This is a genomic window from Bacillus sp. LBG-1-113, from assembly GCF_020708615.1.
GTDB lineage: Bacteria > Bacillota > Bacilli > Bacillales > Bacillaceae > Bacillus > Bacillus mojavensis.
On record NZ_JAJFDG010000009.1, the window covers coordinates 73,538 to 89,280 of the forward strand.

The 15,743-nt window shown below is 45.0% G+C and carries 17 protein-coding genes; 12 read left to right on the forward strand and 5 right to left on the reverse strand.

What is annotated here, in order from left to right; translation table 11 throughout:
• Positions 1–35: 35 nt before the first annotated feature.
• The gene (locus LJF29_RS17745; RefSeq protein WP_229149951.1) at positions 36–1,547 is read left to right on the forward strand and encodes a class I adenylate-forming enzyme family protein; all 1,512 of its coding nucleotides are present in this window, start codon (positions 36–38) and stop codon (positions 1,545–1,547) included.
• 17 nt (positions 1,548–1,564) lie between these two features.
• Here LJF29_RS17745 and LJF29_RS17750 read toward each other — a convergent pair whose 3' ends face one another.
• Entirely contained in the window at positions 1,565–2,161 is a 597-nt protein-coding gene (locus LJF29_RS17750; protein WP_229149952.1) for a class I SAM-dependent methyltransferase, read from the reverse strand.
• Positions 2,162–2,311: 150 nt separating this feature from the next.
• On the opposite strand from LJF29_RS17750, the gene LJF29_RS17755 reads away from it, so the two are divergent.
• From LJF29_RS17755 to amj, 5 genes are all read left to right on the forward strand, one after another.
• A complete protein-coding gene (locus LJF29_RS17755; RefSeq protein ID WP_168746957.1) occupies positions 2,312–3,172 on the forward strand; it encodes an SDR family oxidoreductase in 861 nt (286 codons plus the stop codon).
• Positions 3,173–3,186: 14 nt separating this feature from the next.
• Positions 3,187–3,690, forward strand: a complete 504-nt coding sequence (gene lyxE / locus LJF29_RS17760; protein WP_010333065.1) for a D-lyxose ketol-isomerase — start codon at positions 3,187–3,189, stop codon at positions 3,688–3,690.
• Positions 3,691–3,779: 89 nt separating this feature from the next.
• Entirely contained in the window at positions 3,780–4,331 is a 552-nt protein-coding gene (locus LJF29_RS17765; RefSeq protein ID WP_229149954.1) for a GNAT family N-acetyltransferase, read from the forward strand.
• Positions 4,332–4,408: 77 nt separating this feature from the next.
• Positions 4,409–4,831 (forward strand): pyridoxamine 5'-phosphate oxidase family protein, encoded by a 423-nt coding sequence (locus LJF29_RS17770; protein WP_010333067.1) that lies wholly within the window; start codon positions 4,409–4,411, stop codon positions 4,829–4,831.
• Positions 4,832–5,340: 509 nt separating this feature from the next.
• On the forward strand, positions 5,341–6,150 hold the full coding sequence (gene amj / locus LJF29_RS17775; RefSeq protein ID WP_229149955.1) for a lipid II flippase Amj: 810 nt from the start codon (positions 5,341–5,343) through the stop codon (positions 6,148–6,150).
• A gap of 38 nt (positions 6,151–6,188) precedes the next feature.
• Here amj and LJF29_RS17780 read toward each other — a convergent pair whose 3' ends face one another.
• The 4 genes from LJF29_RS17780 to LJF29_RS17795 all read right to left on the reverse strand — a co-directional run bounded on the left by LJF29_RS17780 (position 6,189) and on the right by LJF29_RS17795 (position 7,807).
• The gene (locus tag LJF29_RS17780; RefSeq protein ID WP_229149956.1) at positions 6,189–6,626 is read right to left on the reverse strand and encodes a carboxymuconolactone decarboxylase family protein; all 438 of its coding nucleotides are present in this window, start codon (positions 6,624–6,626) and stop codon (positions 6,189–6,191) included.
• A 126-nt stretch (positions 6,627–6,752) separates the two neighbouring features.
• Positions 6,753–7,043, reverse strand: coding sequence for a DUF3817 domain-containing protein (locus LJF29_RS17785; protein ID WP_010333070.1), 291 nt, complete (start codon positions 7,041–7,043; stop codon positions 6,753–6,755).
• A gap of 102 nt (positions 7,044–7,145) precedes the next feature.
• Positions 7,146–7,610 carry a DUF6773 family protein gene (locus LJF29_RS17790; protein ID WP_229149957.1) on the reverse strand — a complete coding sequence of 155 codons (465 nt, stop codon included), beginning with the start codon at positions 7,608–7,610 and terminating at the stop codon, positions 7,146–7,148.
• Entirely contained in the window at positions 7,607–7,807 is a 201-nt protein-coding gene (locus LJF29_RS17795) for a helix-turn-helix transcriptional regulator (protein ID WP_101864010.1), read from the reverse strand. The genes LJF29_RS17790 and LJF29_RS17795 overlap by 4 nt, the downstream gene beginning before the upstream one ends.
• Before the next feature lie 153 nt (positions 7,808–7,960).
• Here LJF29_RS17795 and lrpC point away from each other — a divergent pair, with 153 nt between their 5' ends.
• The 6 genes from lrpC (at position 7,961) to LJF29_RS17825 (ending at position 15,743) form a co-directional block, all read left to right on the forward strand.
• Positions 7,961–8,395: a transcriptional regulator LrpC gene (gene lrpC, locus LJF29_RS17800; protein ID WP_168746960.1), complete on the forward strand. Its 435-nt coding sequence runs from the start codon at positions 7,961–7,963 to the stop codon at positions 8,393–8,395.
• A gap of 64 nt (positions 8,396–8,459) precedes the next feature.
• Complete coding sequence (locus LJF29_RS17805; protein ID WP_229149959.1) at positions 8,460–10,643, forward strand: DNA topoisomerase III; 2,184 nt, start codon at positions 8,460–8,462, stop codon at positions 10,641–10,643.
• Positions 10,644–10,841: 198 nt separating this feature from the next.
• Positions 10,842–11,936 carry a lipoprotein YdaJ gene (locus LJF29_RS17810; RefSeq protein WP_229149961.1) on the forward strand — a complete coding sequence of 365 codons (1,095 nt, stop codon included), beginning with the start codon at positions 10,842–10,844 and terminating at the stop codon, positions 11,934–11,936.
• Positions 11,917–12,768 (forward strand): diguanylate cyclase domain-containing protein, encoded by an 852-nt coding sequence (locus tag LJF29_RS17815; protein WP_229149964.1) that lies wholly within the window; start codon positions 11,917–11,919, stop codon positions 12,766–12,768. Before LJF29_RS17810 ends, LJF29_RS17815 begins: the two co-directional genes overlap by 20 nt.
• Positions 12,758–14,488: a DUF2334 domain-containing protein gene (locus tag LJF29_RS17820; RefSeq protein WP_229149966.1), complete on the forward strand. Its 1,731-nt coding sequence runs from the start codon at positions 12,758–12,760 to the stop codon at positions 14,486–14,488. The genes LJF29_RS17815 and LJF29_RS17820 overlap by 11 nt, the downstream gene beginning before the upstream one ends.
• A complete protein-coding gene (locus LJF29_RS17825; RefSeq protein ID WP_010333076.1) occupies positions 14,481–15,743 on the forward strand; it encodes a glycosyltransferase family 2 protein in 1,263 nt (420 codons plus the stop codon). The genes LJF29_RS17820 and LJF29_RS17825 overlap by 8 nt, the downstream gene beginning before the upstream one ends.

Genomic DNA, 15,743 nt, shown 5'->3' on the forward strand with positions numbered 1-15,743 from the left:
TATAGAGGATTCAAGAGATATAGGAGATGACCAATATGGAAACATTACAGCATCTGATTCTGCATGACATGCCGGATAGCGAAGAAATAGAAGCTGTAAAAAGCGGAGCTCACACGCTGACATACGCAGCATATCGCAAACGAATCAATCAGCTGGCGAATGCTCTGCTTCAAAAAGGAATTCAAAAAGGCGACCGTGTGGCATTACTTTGCAAAAACGGCCACCCCGCATCAACACTTATGTTTGCCGCACTTGAAATCGGCGCCGTTGTTGTACCTGTCAGCTGGCAGCTGAAACCATACGAGATGACAGGCATTTTAAAAGCAAGTGAACCGAAAGCATTGTTTTACGGATCGGAATTTAAAGAGACAATGGATGAAGTGCTGCCTGAGCTGTCTTCTGTGTATTTGATCATGGAAACAGGTACAGCGTATGAGACATCTCCAGTGTTTGAAGCGCTTTTTGCAGGTCCTGATCATTTGCCGGAAGCAGAAATCGTTTCTCCAGATGATACAGCGCTCCTGATGTTTACGTCAGGGACAACAGGGAATCCGAAAAGATGCATGATCACCCATGGCGGTATTTACAATTACGTATCAAAATCAAATAGCTCAAGCGCACGAATGAAAAATCTGCGTTTTCTGGCGTGCCACCCGATTTATCATACGAGCGCACTTATTTGTATCATGCTTGGAACGTTTGCGGGAACCACGTTTATTTTTACAAAGGACCAAGATCCTGTTGATATGCTGAAGGTTATTGAAGAAGAAAAAATTCAAACGATCATGGCCCTTCCTGTGTTTTACACTTATTTGCTTGAGGCGTGGGAAAAACATCAAACCGATCTGTCCTCGCTCATTATTTTGATGACAGGCGGAACAAAAGTGCCTAGCAGCCTGATTCAACGTTATCTTGATATCGGCATACAGCTCGCTCACGGTTACGGAAGCACAGAAGCTTGGGGAATCAGCACATGGGTTCCTGAAATGGGAATGGATAAAGCGGCATCTGCCGGTAAACCTGTTGCTGATGTTCAAGTCAAGGTAGAAGATCCTGAGACGAGAGAAGAGCTGCCGCAAGGTGAAATCGGAGAAATCGTTGTGCATAGCCCATTCTTATTTAAAGGCTATGAGGAAAACCCTGAAGCGACAGCAAAGGTGCTGCAAAACGGCTGGTTCAGAACCGGAGATTCAGGCTACGTGGATGAGGACGGCTTTATCTTCATCACCGGACGATACAAGGATGTCATTATTTACGGAGGCGATAATGTCTATCCTGATCAGGTTGAAGAAGTCATCCAGCAGATCCCGGGCATCCTTGAAACAGCAGTTGTCGGGATACCGGACCCGCTGTACGGAGAAAAACCAAAAGCCTTTATCGTTACTAATGGCACTCAGGAAATAACGGAAGCGGATGTCATTGCATATTGTAAAGAACGCTTGTCCGCTTACAAAATTCCTGAAATCGAATTCGTAAAGGAACTTCCGAAAAATAATCTCGGCAAAGTAAAAAAAGACGTCTTGCGCAAGCGAGCTGTACATTCATAAAAGAAAAAGCCCGTCATTTATGTGACGGGCTTTTTTGCGGTTGCGCAGACTGAAAGCTCAGGTTTAATGTCTTTATATTGGATATCAATGTCTTTGAAGCCTGCCGTTTTCAGGTCAGTAAGCATCTGTTTTCCGAACGATTCAGTTTTTTCAGGACTGGCATCTGCTTCCCGGGGCTGCATCGTAATGGCTGCTTTGCCGCCGGGTTTTAAAGCTTGATAAATCTGTTTGATGCCTTCTTGCTGGTTATTCCAAATCGTGTAGTTGTTAACGGAAATGACTTTATCATAATACACGGCGGGGAGGGGAAACGTTTCAATGCTGCCCTGTATCAGGCGAACACGGTCTGTTTTTAATCTATGTGCCGCCAGCTTCAGCATAGCCTCTGATACATCAAGCCCATGGATATGAACGCTCTTTTCGCGTTTCAGCATCTGCTTCATGCAATAACCCGGTCCAAAACCGACTTCTAGAATGCGGTCTCCGCGTGTTAATCCAAGCTGATCTATTGTCCACTGATTCAGTGTTTTATTTTCAGCAGCCATGATGTATCCGGCAAGTATGCCGAACATCCCCTTCGGTCTGCTGAATTTTTTAGAAAGCATGTTAATCATTCAGCAACCTCCTTTTCACATCATTTTCCTCCTTGCGTTCCATGTGAAACATTTTTCTGATAAAGCAATCCGAAGGTGCTGAACCATGTTTATCCAAAGTAGGCACGAGGTACACAACAAATAGACATGAAAAAAAGGAGGAGAATCATTATGGCAAACTATCCGAAAGAACTGCCGGCACAAACCCAAAATCGCCAGCCGGGAATTGAAAGTGAAATGAATCCAAGTCCCGTATATGAGTACGAGCATTATAAAGGTGCTGATAAATTAAAAGGAAAAGTCGCACTCATTACAGGCGGCGACAGCGGAATCGGACGTGCGGTATCTGTTGCTTACGCAAAGGAAGGCGCTGACATCGCCATTGTATATAAGGATGAGCAGGGAGATGCTGAAGATACCAAAAAACGCGTTGAACAAGAGGGCGTGAAATGTCTCTTAATCTCCGGAGATGTGGGCGACGAGGAGTTCTGTAATGAAGCGGTTGAAAAAACCGTGAATGAACTCGGCCGTCTGGATATCCTTGTGAACAATGCCGGTGAGCAGCATCCGAAGGAAAGCATCAAAGATATTTCAAGCGAACAGCTTCACCGCACATTCAAAACAAACTTTTATTCTCAATTTTATTTGACTAAAAAAGCAATTGATTATATGAAACCAGGCAGCGCGATCATCAATACGACTTCTATTAACCCTTATCGCGGTAATCCGATGCTGATTGATTATACGGCTACGAAAGGTGCGATCAATGCCTTTACTAGAACAATGGCGCAGGCACTTGTCAAAGACGGCATCCGTGTAAATGCCGTAGCGCCGGGACCAATCTGGACACCGTTAATTCCGTCTACATTCTCAGAAGATACAGTCGCTCAATTTGGGCAAAATACGCCGATGGGCCGTCCGGGTCAGCCTGTTGAGCATGTCGGATGCTATGTGCTGCTGGCATCAGATGAATCATCCTATATGACAGGACAAACGCTGCATGTAAACGGCGGAGACTTTGTGACGACGTAAGAGGGAGTGAGGAAATGAGCATCACAAAAGAAGAAGTAAACAGCTACTACCAAAAAGCTGGTATTGTCTTAACAGATGATGAAGTAGAACAAATTCAGCTCATGGACTACGGCTTGGGAAAAGAACGAAAAGTCGGGCTCCAGCTCTTTGTCTATGTGAATACAGACCGGTATTGTTCAAAGGAACTGGTGCTGTTTCCGGGCCAGACTTGCCCGGAGCATCGCCATCCGCCGGTTGACGGGCAGGAAGGCAAGCAGGAGACCTTCCGCTGCCGCTACGGAAAAGTATATCTTTATGTTGAAGGAGAAAAAACACAGCTTCCAAAGGTTCTTCCTCCACAAGAGGATAGAGAATACTATACAGTCTGGCATGAGATTGAGCTTGAACCCGGCGGGCAATATACAATTCCGCCGAACACCAAGCATTGGTTCCAGGCCGGGGAGGAAGGCGCAGTCGTAACGGAAATGTCTTCAACCAGCACAGACAAACATGATATCTTTACCGACCCTAGAATTTAAGGATGAGGCTTAAAAAGCCCATCCTTTTTTTTATTGAAAAAAACGGAAACACCGTTATAATGGGTAAAAAAGGAAAGAGGGCGAGGGAGATGTTCACCTGCGACGTAAACGATCACATTACCATCCGGTTATTGGAGCCGAAAGATGCGGAGCGGCTGGTAGCGATCATTCATGAGAACCAGCAGCGAATCAGCCAATGGCTATTCTGGGCTGAAAATCCAAGTGATGCCGAAACGTACAGGGAAACGCTCATTCCGGATTGGCGGCGTCAGTATGCTGACCTGAACGGCATTGAAGCGGGGATTCTATATGACGGCAGCTTGTGCGGCATGATTAGCCTGCATAACCTTGACCAAGTAAATAAAAAAGCGGAAATTGGCTATTGGATTGGCGAGGAATACGAAGGCAAAGGCATTATCACTGCCGCCTGCCGAACACTCATCACATATGCCTTTCAGGATCTGGAATTGAATCGTGTTGCGATCTGTGCGGCTGTCGGAAATCACAAAAGCAGAGCGATCCCGGAGCGCCTCGACTTTCAAGAGGAAAGAATAGCGAGGGAAGGCATATTCATTAAAGGCAAGTTTCACGACCTCGTCTATTACAGTCTGTTAAAGCGTGAATGGGAAGCAAAAAATTAAAGAGCACATTTTCTTGTTTAAATCGGTCCCGAATGTGGAAAAGTAACAGCGGAGACGTTAAAAAGGAGTGATTCGAGATGAATCAGCAAGATATTAAACAAAAAGTGCTTGATGTTCTAGATCACCATAAAGTAGGTTCGCTCGCAACGGTTCAAAAGGGCAAACCGCATTCCCGCTACATGACTTTTTTCCATGACGGGCTGACGATTTATACACCGACAAGCAAAGAAACTCATAAAGCTGAAGAAATTGAGAATAACCCCAATGTGCACATTTTATTAGGTTATGATTGTGAAGGCTTTGGCGATGCGTATGTCGAAGTCACAGGAAAAGCAAAAATAAACAATTCAACAGAATTGAAAGACAAAATCTGGAGTTCTAAATTGGAGCGCTGGTTTGACGGCAAGGATGACCCGAACCTGGTGATTCTTGAAATCGAACCGGAAACTATCAGATTAATGAATGCGGGAGAGAAAACACCAGTCTCACTTGATTTATAAAAAAAGTTTGTGTTTTCAGGGGCGATATGTTATCATGAATAGCTAAGCAAGAAAATAAGCAAATAAAAAAGAAAGTAAACTTCTTTTTTCTGTTTTGAGAGAGAAGCTTTTACCGCTTCACAAGCAGCAAACCAGCTGCCCTTATTCTTTTCCTTCATAACAAATCGCCCCTAACGATGAGATGGAAAAAAGACTTTTTTGTTTTACAATTCACACCGGCGCGGCTTCGGAGCCGCAGTGACGATTGAGAGGTAGGGCTTTCGTTGTCTTGTGTTCAAGAAATTTCCATGGTGTTTACTTTCCAGAATGATTCTTCGGAACAATGCTTTAGAATCGAACCCGCCCGACTTGGCGGATGATATAATCTTTATTTGCGTATAGAAAAGAATAAGACAAACCGCTCGGCATACGCCGGCGGTTTTTTATTGTGAAAAAAACAAATCACACATGAAACTTCTGGCTGTTTCCTTCAGTCTTATCACTAGGATGAAACTGGAGGAAAGAATACCGTGCATGTTATTACAACACAAGTCGTTTTTATTTTCTGTTTTTTGTTATTGATTCACTCAATAGAGACCCTTGCCTATGCCACAAGGCTTTCAGGGGCCCGGGTAGGGTTTATCGCGTCCGCGCTTTCCTTGTTTAATGTCATGGTCATCGTGTCAAGAATGTCAAACATGGTCCAGCAGCCCTTCACGGGGCACTTAATTGATGATGCCGGAAAAAACGCGCTGGCGCTCGTAGGCGAGCAGTTCCGGTTCCTGATCTTTGGTTCGACGGTCGGGACTATTGTGGGCATTATCCTGCTTCCGTCTTTTGTCGTCCTTTTTTCACGTGCGATCATCCACTTGGCGAGCGGGGGCGGCTCCGTTATTCAGGTCTTTCGGAAAGGATTTTCTAAGAATGGATGTAAAAATGCCTGCTCCTATTTGCGTCTGCCGTCTGCTTCGTATTTGAAGGGATTTCACATGCGTTTCATTCCAAAACGGCTGTTTGTCATTAACATGCTGATCACGTCCATTTATACAATCGGCGTGCTTTCCGCACTTTACGCAGGGCTTCTTGCACCCGAGCGCAGCACGACGGCGGTTATGGCATCAGGCTTAATCAACGGGATTGCGACGATGCTGCTGGCCATTTTTGTTGATCCGAAAGTGTCTGTTCTTGCTGATGATGTGGCAAAAGGAAAACGAAGCTATGTTTATTTGAAATGGACCTCTGTGACAATGGTGACGTCAAGGGTAGCGGGCACGCTTCTTGCCCAGCTTCTGTTTATCCCTGGCGCTTATTATATCGCGTGGCTGACAAAATGGTTTTGATGGCGAAAAGCTGACCTGATGAAAGGTCAGCTTTTTATTTATTCGGCGATGTTGCCCATAGAAATGGCGATTCGGTTCCAGCTGTTAATTTGATTAATGATGAGAATTAAATCAACATATTCTTTTTCATTATAATATTTACGCACCTCTTGATATACATCATCAGGCACACGTTTGTTAGAAATAAAAGTGACATGCTCCGTCAGCAATAATGCTGCTTTTTCTTCAGGGGTGTAAAAATTGCACTCTTCCCAAGCGTTTAATCCGTAAATACGCTGTTCGGTTTCTCCCATTTTTCGGGCATCTTTCGTATGAATGTTAATGCAGTAGGCGCAGCCATTTAATTGTGATGCTCTTATTTTTATTAGCTCTCTTGTAGTCCGGTTAATATTGGACGTTTTTGTGTATGCCTCCATTTTCATCATGATTTGTAATCCATCAGGGGCTGTTTGGTCGTAGGGAATCCTCTTCGTCATCATTCCATCTCCTTTCACTACTGTATAATTATGACATGATGATTGGATTTAAAAAAGAAAACAGCCTGAAGCAGATTCAAGCTGTTTTCTTAATAGTGGCGGCATCACATCATGCCGCTTTATCGTTTATTTAAAGTTCCTTAATCCGCGGTCGTACAAAAAGTTTCCGAACGGGACGAATGCGGCGACGAAACCGGCGGCTGACCATTTCAGCGACCATTTCACAGAAAACGTCACATAGGCCAACACAAGCAAATACAAAATAAACAATCCGCCGTGAACAGAACCGACAATTGTCACCGCAAGAGAAAGGCCTGCCCAATATTTGAGCGGCATGGCGACGAAAAGCAGGATTAAGAGTGACATTCCTTCAATAAAACCCATCGTGCGAAGTCTTCCGATCGGCGTTTGCAGCATAAATCGCCCTCCTCGTGGACACGTTTTCATCTATACTATAAACAATCCGGCGGGCATATATGACAAGTTTCAGAAAATGTTCGGAAAACATTCATATTTGGCTTACTCATCATCCAGCTCTTTGTTTTTTAGAAAAGATCTTCGGAGACTTAAAAAGTTGATGATAAAATAAAAGAAGATAAACAGTATTGCGAGCATCAATGCTTCCAGCCACTCATGAAGCGTATGTGGATAGCCTGTAAACAGTATACTAATAATAAAAAACAGTACACCTGTTATAAGGCTCGCTGCCATTATTTCTTTTCTTTTTTTTCGGTAGGTCACTTCAGTCGCAATCTCAGGGTGCTCAAGACCTGATAATAAATAGCGAATGAGAATATATCCTGCAAAAACAACAAATCCAACACCGCTTACCATGTACTCCATAGGATCTCGTTGAAGAACAAAACCTCTAATAATGAAATCTATCAGCATTAAGGCAGCAAGTATAAATCCTGCTTCCCCATAAAACTGTTTCATTTTCTTTTCGACATACTCATCTTTAAAAACAAAAAATAAATGCTTCATTGGCAGTCCCCTTCCCAAAATAATTCATCCAGTGTCTTATCCAGCGCCTTCGCAATCGCGATGCATAGCTGCAGCGTTGGATTGTACTTGCCTTTTTCAATCAATCCGATTGTTTGTCTTGTCACTTGAACATATTGTGCCAATTGAGACTGGGTCCACCCCTTTTCCACCCGTGCCAGTTTTACGCGATTGGTCATGTTTGCCCCCCCCTGTGTAATATATATATTGCATAATGTTAAATATATATTGCTTTTCTGGTGTTTGAAAGTCAATGAAATCTAAACCTTTTATCTTGTCATTTACACAAATTCCCGAGATAATGTGAACAAAAATAAAAGAAGGATTTTGATATGAAAATTGACCAAATTGATCTGAATATCATTGCGGAACTGAAAAAAGACAGCCGTTTGTCCATGAGGGAGTTAGGACGGAAAATTAAGCTGTCCCCGCCATCGGTCACCGAACGGGTGAGACAGCTCGAATCGTTTGGCATCATTAAGCAATATACGCTGGAGGTTGATCAGAAAAAACTTGGCCTTCCGGTTTCCTGTATTGTCGAAGCAACCGTCAAAAACGGGGATTACGATCGATTCAAAAGCTACATTCAAACGCTGCCGAATATTGAATTTTGCTACCGGATTGCGGGAGCGGCCTGCTATATACTGAAAATCAACGCGGAGAGCCTTGAAGCAGTAGAAGCTTTCATCAACAAAACAACACCTTACGCCCAAACCGTCACTCACGTCATTTTCTCAGAAATTGATACAAAAAACGGGCGCGGTTAGAGAGTGCTTGGTCAAGTCTGTTATAATAAAAGGATGAGCGTGAAAGAAAGAGAAGTGATCAAGCATGTCAAAAACAGTTGTATTAGCTGAAAAACCTTCAGTCGGCCGCGATTTGGCCCGGGTGCTGAAGTGCCATAAAAAAGGGAACGGTTATCTCGAAGGAGATCAATATATTGTCACATGGGCTTTAGGCCATTTGGTGACACTTGCTGATCCGGAAGGCTACGGAAAAGAATTTCAATCATGGCGGCTTGAGGATCTGCCGATTATCCCTGAACCACTAAAGCTAGTGGTCATCAAAAAAACCGGAAAGCAGTTCAATGCGGTGAAAGCGCAGCTTACCCGCAAGGACGTCAATCAGATCGTCATCGCGACAGATGCCGGCCGGGAAGGTGAGCTCGTCGCACGCTGGATCATTGAAAAAGCGAACGTCCGTAAACCGATCAAACGGCTGTGGATTTCCTCAGTAACGGACAAAGCGATCAAGGAAGGTTTTCAAAAGCTGCGCAACGGCAAAGAGTATGAAAATCTGTACCACTCAGCCGTTGCCAGAGCAGAAGCGGATTGGATTGTCGGCATTAACGCGACCCGTGCGCTCACCACAAAATTCAATGCCCAGCTTTCATGCGGACGCGTGCAGACGCCGACGCTAGCCATGATTGCGAAGCGCGAGGCGGACATCCAAGCCTTCAAACCTGTTCCGTATTACGGCATTCGCGCAGCGGTCGATGGAATGACGCTGACGTGGCAGGACAAAAAATCGAAGCAGACGAGAACATTCGACCAAGGCGTGACAAGCCGTTTGCTAAAAGAACTTGATGGAAAACAGGCGGTAATCGCTGAACTGAAAAAAACAGCGAAAAAAAGCTTTGCTCCTGCGCTTTACGACTTGACGGAACTCCAGCGGGACGCCCACAAACGCTTCGGATTTTCCGCCAAAGAAACGCTATCAGTTCTGCAGAAGCTGTATGAGCAGCACAAGCTTGTCACATATCCGCGGACAGACTCACGGTTTTTATCCAGTGACATTGTTCCAACCTTAAAAGACCGGCTGGAGGGCATGGAAGTGAAACCGTATGCCCAATATGTCACCCAAATTAAAAAGCGCGGCATCAAATCGCATAAAGGCTACGTCAATGATGCTAAAGTGTCAGACCACCATGCGATTATCCCGACTGAAGAGCCGCTTGTTCTCAGCAGTCTCAGCGATAAAGAACGCAAGCTGTATGACCTGATTGCCAAACGTTTCTTAGCTGTGCTGATGCCGGCTTTTGAATATGAAGAAACAAAGGTCATGGCAGAAATCGGCGGAGAAACTTTTACAGCGAAGGGAAAAACCGTGCAGTCACAAGGCTGGAAAGCCGTTTATGACATGGCTGACGAGGATGACGAGCAGGAGGACGACAGAGATCAGACGCTGCCGGCTCTGCAAAAAGGCGCCTCGCTCACTGTCCGCACATTAACTGAAACAAGCGGACAAACCAAACCGCCAGCCCGTTTTAATGAAGGGACGCTGCTGTCAGCTATGGAGAACCCAAGCGCCTTTATGCAGGGAGAAGAAAAAGACCTTGTCAAAACGCTTGGCGAAACAGGCGGCCTCGGTACGGTTGCAACGCGTGCCGACATTATCGAAAAACTGTTCAACAGCTTTTTAATTGAGAAAAAAGAAAAAGACATTTTTATCACCTCAAAAGGAAAACAGCTCCTGCAGCTCGTTCCTGAGGATTTGAAATCACCTGCTTTAACGGCAGAATGGGAACAAAAGCTTTCCGCCATTGCAGCCGGAAAATTAAAATCCGCTGTCTTTATTAAAGACATGAAGGCTTACGCTAAGCAAACGGTAACAGAAATCAAAAACAGCAGCCAAACCTTCAGACATGATAACATCACGGGAACGGCATGTCCGGAGTGCGGCAAAATGATGCTGAAGGTAAACGGCAAGCGCGGCACCATGCTCGTGTGCCAGGACCGGGAATGCGGAAGCAGAAAAACGATCGCCAGAAAAACAAACGCGCGCTGCCCGAACTGCCATAAAAGAATGGAGCTTCGAGGCCAAGGAGAAGGCCAGACCTTCGCGTGTGTTTGCGGGCACCGTGAGAAGCTTTCTGTATTTGAAAAACGGAAAAGCAAAGACAAAGGGCGCGCTACAAAGCGGGACGTCTCTTCCTATTTGAAAAAACAAAATAAAGATGAACCGATTAACAATGCGTTGGCGGAACAGCTGAAGAAACTCGGTTTGGATAAATAAAAAGAAACCTGTGCGATTCGCACAGGTTTTTTTATTGGACTTAGGTCCTGTTTTTTGAAAGTTCAAAAAGGGAAAAAAAAGCTAGTAATCTTCGTTTTTTTCTTTTATAGTTAATATAATTTGTAACATGGCAGTAATAATTTCGTCATATATTGATGTGCGTCTGATTCGCTTCGGACGACAAAGGGGGACTTGCCTGTGCGGCATGTGTTGGTCGCTGCTATCTTATGTTGCTTATCTATCGGACTTTCCGCAGGGTGTGTTGAAGCTGGAAATAAAATCCTAGATCAGTCGGAGGCAGATAGGAATACCCGACCGCTTCAGCCGGCGGAGTATTTCATCTATCACAATCTTATGAATGACCAGGGGCTTATCAAAACGGATTTCTCAGATCAGCCCTCCTATTTATCAGAATCGATTGGCCTGTGGATGGAGTTTTTGGTCAGCAGACAAGACGCCTCGCATTTTCAGGAGCAATATCAGCATCTGACGGATTCTTTTCTTCTGAATCATCAGCTGGTGACATGGAAGATACAAAACGGTCAAGCGAGCGGAACAAACGCGTTGATTGATGATATGAGAATCATGGTGTCTCTCGATCAGGCAGCAGCTCTTTGGGGGAGCAGCCAATATGAAAAAACGGCCCGTGATATCGGCACGGCCTTAAAGACATACAACATGTACAACGGGATGTTTACAGACTTTTACGATTCAGCCTCTCAGGCCGCTTCAAAGGACGTGACGCTTTCGTATGTCATGCCCGATGCACTAGCTGTTTTGAAAAAGTATGGAATCATAGACGAAGAAACAGTACAGCGAAATGCCGATGTTCTCTATCTAGCCCCTTTAAAGAATGGTTTCCTTCCAAAAACGTACAGCGCAGAGTCAAAGCAGTACAAATATGACAGTGAAGTAAACGTCATTGACCAGCTCTACGCCGCGTGGCATTTGCCGGAAGGGAATGAAAAAGCCGCTGTGATAGCGGAGTGGGTCAAAAAGGAATTTCAGGCAAACGGAAAGCTGTACGGACGATATTCAGCAGATACGAAGGAGCCTGCCGTCCAATATGAGTCGCCGTCCGTATACGCGTTAGCTGCTTTATTTTTGGCAAAACAACATGAAGACAGCTCGGTCATCAAAGCGATTTATGATAGAATGAATGACTTTGAAATTCTTGATCCTGCGAAACCGTATTATGGGGGTTACATGAGCGGCTCCGACACGCACTCGTTCGACAATCTGCTGCCGCTGTTAGCCGAAAGGAAGCTTTTTAATGAAACGATTATTCAATGAATCACAAAAATTATTTGCTTATCTTTCAGGGCTTATCGCAGCCCTGTCTCTGTTTATTTTTTATGTGTCCGCCGATCAGTCGGAGGGCTTTCTGATCATTTGCATCACATTTGTCGTGATCGGAGCCGGCATTTGGTTCGGTCCGATTTACGCGCTGGCGGTCACTTTAATCGTTCTCTTTGTTCTTGGCACGCTCATGATGTTTTTTCAGACTGGACAGGCTGTGATGTTTTCGGCTGAAGACGGGCTGCGCATGCTGATCGTGTGGGGAATTGCGCTTTTGCTGTTTTCCTTTATGTCAGGAAGAATCCACGATATTGCAGCAGAGCTGCGCCGTTCAGTCAAACGTCTTCAATCTGAAATCAAAAGCTTCGTGGCTGTCGACAGAGTGACGGGTTTTGATAACAAGCAAAGAATGAAACTGGAATTGTCAGAGGAAATCAAACGGGCGGAGCGCTACGGCAATTCCTTTGTCTTTTTGCTGCTTCATATGCATTATTTCAAGGAATTTAAGTCTTTGTACGGAGAGAAAGAGACCGACCGCCTCTTTCAATTCGTCAGCCTGCAAATCAGGTCAAGCGTCCGGGAAACGGATAAAAAATTCCGCCCCTCTGACGAGCGCTTCGGCATTGTGCTGACACACACGCCGGCTGAACATATGCCGGCCGTTCTGGCAAAGCTGAAAAAACAGCTGGACACGTATCAGCTGACAAACGGAAAGTATGTGTCGCTTACGTTCCATGTCTGTTATTTACCTTATCGAAGAGATATAAGGACGGCTGATCAATTTTTAGATGAACTGGAAAACGAGATGATGATGAATGAACTTTAGAAGAATAACGCTACTCTGCGTGACCGTTCTGATGCTGACAGCTATCGCTTCTTTTCCCGTGTCGGCCCAAGAAAAGGGGCAGGATGACGGTATTCTCATCATCTACTCAACCTTGGACGGCAAAGAGTCGCCTCAAGTCAAAATGCTCGATTTATTGGCCGGCCATTTTACATCTCATGTCACGGTCAGAAAAGATTCGGATGTTACAGCATCTGATGTGAAAGGCAAAGAACATGTTATCTATTACGGGCAAACGAAAAGAAAGCTCAGCAAAAACCTGGTGTCCCTCATCAGCGGCGTAAAAAAACCTGTCGTCGCCATCGGCTATAATGCGGGACAAATCAGCCAATTTTCCGGCCTTTCCTTAACCCGCAAAGAACATGTCTATCAGATTCACAGCAGCACGGAAAGAAACGATGTTTCCTTAGAGAGCGGGCTTCACGTGCTGAGCGTATCAGGCCTGAAAGGAAAGGCGCTGTATACCTTTACATCTGGTGACGGCAAAGCGCGTCCGTTTATATGGAAAACGGAAAAATCAAATGTGTATATCGGCTTAACCAATCTGTTAAATGACAATCTGATCGTGGCGAAAGAGCTTCGAGAAGCATTTGGAGAGAAGGCTGGAACCACGCTTTTATATTTGCGGCTGGAGGATATCAGCCCGATGTCTGATGAAACCTTGCTGCTTCAAGCCGGTACATATCTGTACAAGAGACATGTGCCTTTTATCCTGTCAGTCATTCCGGTGTATCTGAATCCGGAAACAGGCGATAAAGTGTATTTGTCTGATAAACCGAAGATGGTCAAGGTATTGAAAAAACTGCAAAGCATGGGCGGCAGTATCATTGTTCATGGCTATACACACGCCTATCGCCACAGTGAAACAGGAGAGGGCTTCGAGTTTTGGGATGCCAAGGCGGACCAGCCAATCACTTCGGAAAATGCCGATGACACCCCGTCCATTTTGGAAAAGGAACAGGCTTTTCCGAATGAACAGGCCTATAAGAGCTATTTGAAGCCGTTTCAGGAAAAGGAAGAAACATATACAAGGCAAAAGCTGACGCACGCCATTGAGGATTTAACCTCGGCAGGGCTTTATCCGCTGGCATTTGAAGCCCCGCACTATACGATGTCCGAGTACGGCTATCAAATAGCTTCACAGTATTTTTCAAGCATGTTTGGGCAGGTGCAGCTCAGCAATACAACATGGAAAACCTCCGGTGCATCCCCGTTTTTGACCAAACCAGCTATGCTGCATGGGATGACGCTGTATCCGGAAACAATCGGTTTTGTCGATACATCAAAACAAAACCCGCTCGGCGATATGCAGGAGAACATATCACAGATGATTGATTTTGAAGGCGGAGTGGCCGGAGGGTTTTATCACCCGTATCTTGGGATGAAATATTTGTCGGAGCTTGTTGACCAGATGGAACGCATTCCGGACAGTGAATGGCTTGATTTGAAGAAAACGAAACAAACCGTCAAAACAGACAAAGTGGAAATTCATACAAGCGGTGACGGAACGATTCAGGTGAAAAACGGCGTAAGTGCCGTCGGCGAGTTTTTCGACCACCATCGGCAAACCCCGTTGGAAAAGGCGTTATGGATTCTTTCCGCAGTTGTGCTCTTGTTTGTCATCATGTTTGTCAGCTATACGTTTTACTTGAGAGCCACATTAAAAAAACGAATGTTTAAGGAGAGAAGAAGCCTTGGGTAATATGCTGTTCTTTATCTCGCTGAGTTTAATATGGGTCATGCTTCTCTATCACATGTTTCTCATGCAGGGCGGATTCCGCCACTACATGACCTTCGAGCGGAACATTCCGAAGTGGAGAGAAAACATGAAGGAATTGCCGAAGGTCAGTGTGCTCATCCCGGCCCATAATGAAGAAGTTGTCATTCGGCAGACGCTGAAGGCTATGGTGAATCTTTATTATCCGAAGGACCGGCTGGAGATTATTGTGGTAAACGATAATTCTTCAGACCGGACGGGTGATATCGTCAATGAATTTTCCCAGAAATACGATTTTATCAAAATGGTAATCACAAAACCGCCTAACGCCGGAAAAGGCAAATCCTCGGCGCTCAACTCCGGTTTTGCTGAATCGAACGGTGATGTCATTTGTGTATATGACGCCGACAACACGCCTGAAAAAATGGCCGTGTATTATCTTGTTCTCGGTCTGATGAATGACGAGAAGGCAGGCGCAGTGGTGGGGAAATTCCGTGTCATCAATGCGGCAAAAACGCTGCTGACGAAGTTTATCAACATTGAAACGATCTGTTTTCAGTGGATGGCGCAGGGTGGCAGATGGAAGTGGTTCAAAATCGCTACCATTCCCGGAACCAATTTCGCAATCCGCAGAAGCATTATTGAAAAGCTCGGGGGCTGGGATGATAAAGCGCTGGCTGAAGATACCGAGCTGACCATCCGGGTGTATAACCTCGGCTATCACATCCGCTTTTTCCCGGCTGCTATTACTTGGGAGCAGGAGCCGGAAACGTGGAAGGTGTGGTGGCGCCAGCGGACGAGATGGGCGCGCGGCAATCAATATGTCGTCCTGAAGTTTTTGGCGCAGTTTTTCAAACTGAAACGAAAACGGATTATCTTTGACTTATTTTACTTTTTCTTTACGTATTTCCTGTTTTTCTTTGGCGTGATCATGTCAAACACGATATTTGTGGTTAATCTGTTTTATGATTTGCATTTGTCGGTCGGGTTTTTGGCAATGATTCTTTGGATTTTGGCGTTTTTCTTATTTATGACCGAGGTCATGATTACGTTAAGCATCGAAAAAACAGAAATGAACAGGCAAAACTTCTTTATCGTATTTCTGATGTACTTTACGTACTCGCAGGCATGGATTGTGCTCGTGATCTATTCTTTATTCGTAGAAATCAAGCACCGTTTATTCAAGCAGGAGGTCAAATGGTACAAGACAGAACGATACAATCAACATAAAAGCGGGTGA

Bases quoted from the DNA above. Each gene is read 5' to 3' on its own strand.
- LJF29_RS17745 (WP_229149951.1), top strand. From the start codon at position 36: ATGGAAACATTACAGCATCTGATTCTGCATGACATGCCGGATAGCGAA.
- LJF29_RS17750 (WP_229149952.1), bottom strand. From the start codon at position 2,161: ATGATTAACATGCTTTCTAAAAAATTCAGCAGACCGAAGGGGATGTTC.
- LJF29_RS17755 (WP_168746957.1), top strand. From the start codon at position 2,312: ATGGCAAACTATCCGAAAGAACTGCCGGCACAAACCCAAAATCGCCAG.
- lyxE (WP_010333065.1), top strand. From the start codon at position 3,187: ATGAGCATCACAAAAGAAGAAGTAAACAGCTACTACCAAAAAGCTGGT.
- LJF29_RS17765 (WP_229149954.1), top strand. From the start codon at position 3,780: ATGTTCACCTGCGACGTAAACGATCACATTACCATCCGGTTATTGGAG.
- LJF29_RS17770 (WP_010333067.1), top strand. From the start codon at position 4,409: ATGAATCAGCAAGATATTAAACAAAAAGTGCTTGATGTTCTAGATCAC.
- LJF29_RS17780 (WP_229149956.1), bottom strand. From the start codon at position 6,626: ATGACGAAGAGGATTCCCTACGACCAAACAGCCCCTGATGGATTACAA.
- LJF29_RS17785 (WP_010333070.1), bottom strand. From the start codon at position 7,043: ATGCTGCAAACGCCGATCGGAAGACTTCGCACGATGGGTTTTATTGAA.
- LJF29_RS17790 (WP_229149957.1), bottom strand. From the start codon at position 7,610: ATGAAGCATTTATTTTTTGTTTTTAAAGATGAGTATGTCGAAAAGAAA.
- LJF29_RS17795 (WP_101864010.1), bottom strand. From the start codon at position 7,807: ATGACCAATCGCGTAAAACTGGCACGGGTGGAAAAGGGGTGGACCCAG.
- lrpC (WP_168746960.1), top strand. From the start codon at position 7,961: ATGAAAATTGACCAAATTGATCTGAATATCATTGCGGAACTGAAAAAA.
- LJF29_RS17805 (WP_229149959.1), top strand. From the start codon at position 8,460: ATGTCAAAAACAGTTGTATTAGCTGAAAAACCTTCAGTCGGCCGCGAT.
- LJF29_RS17815 (WP_229149964.1), top strand. From the start codon at position 11,917: ATGAAACGATTATTCAATGAATCACAAAAATTATTTGCTTATCTTTCA.
- LJF29_RS17820 (WP_229149966.1), top strand. From the start codon at position 12,758: ATGAACTTTAGAAGAATAACGCTACTCTGCGTGACCGTTCTGATGCTG.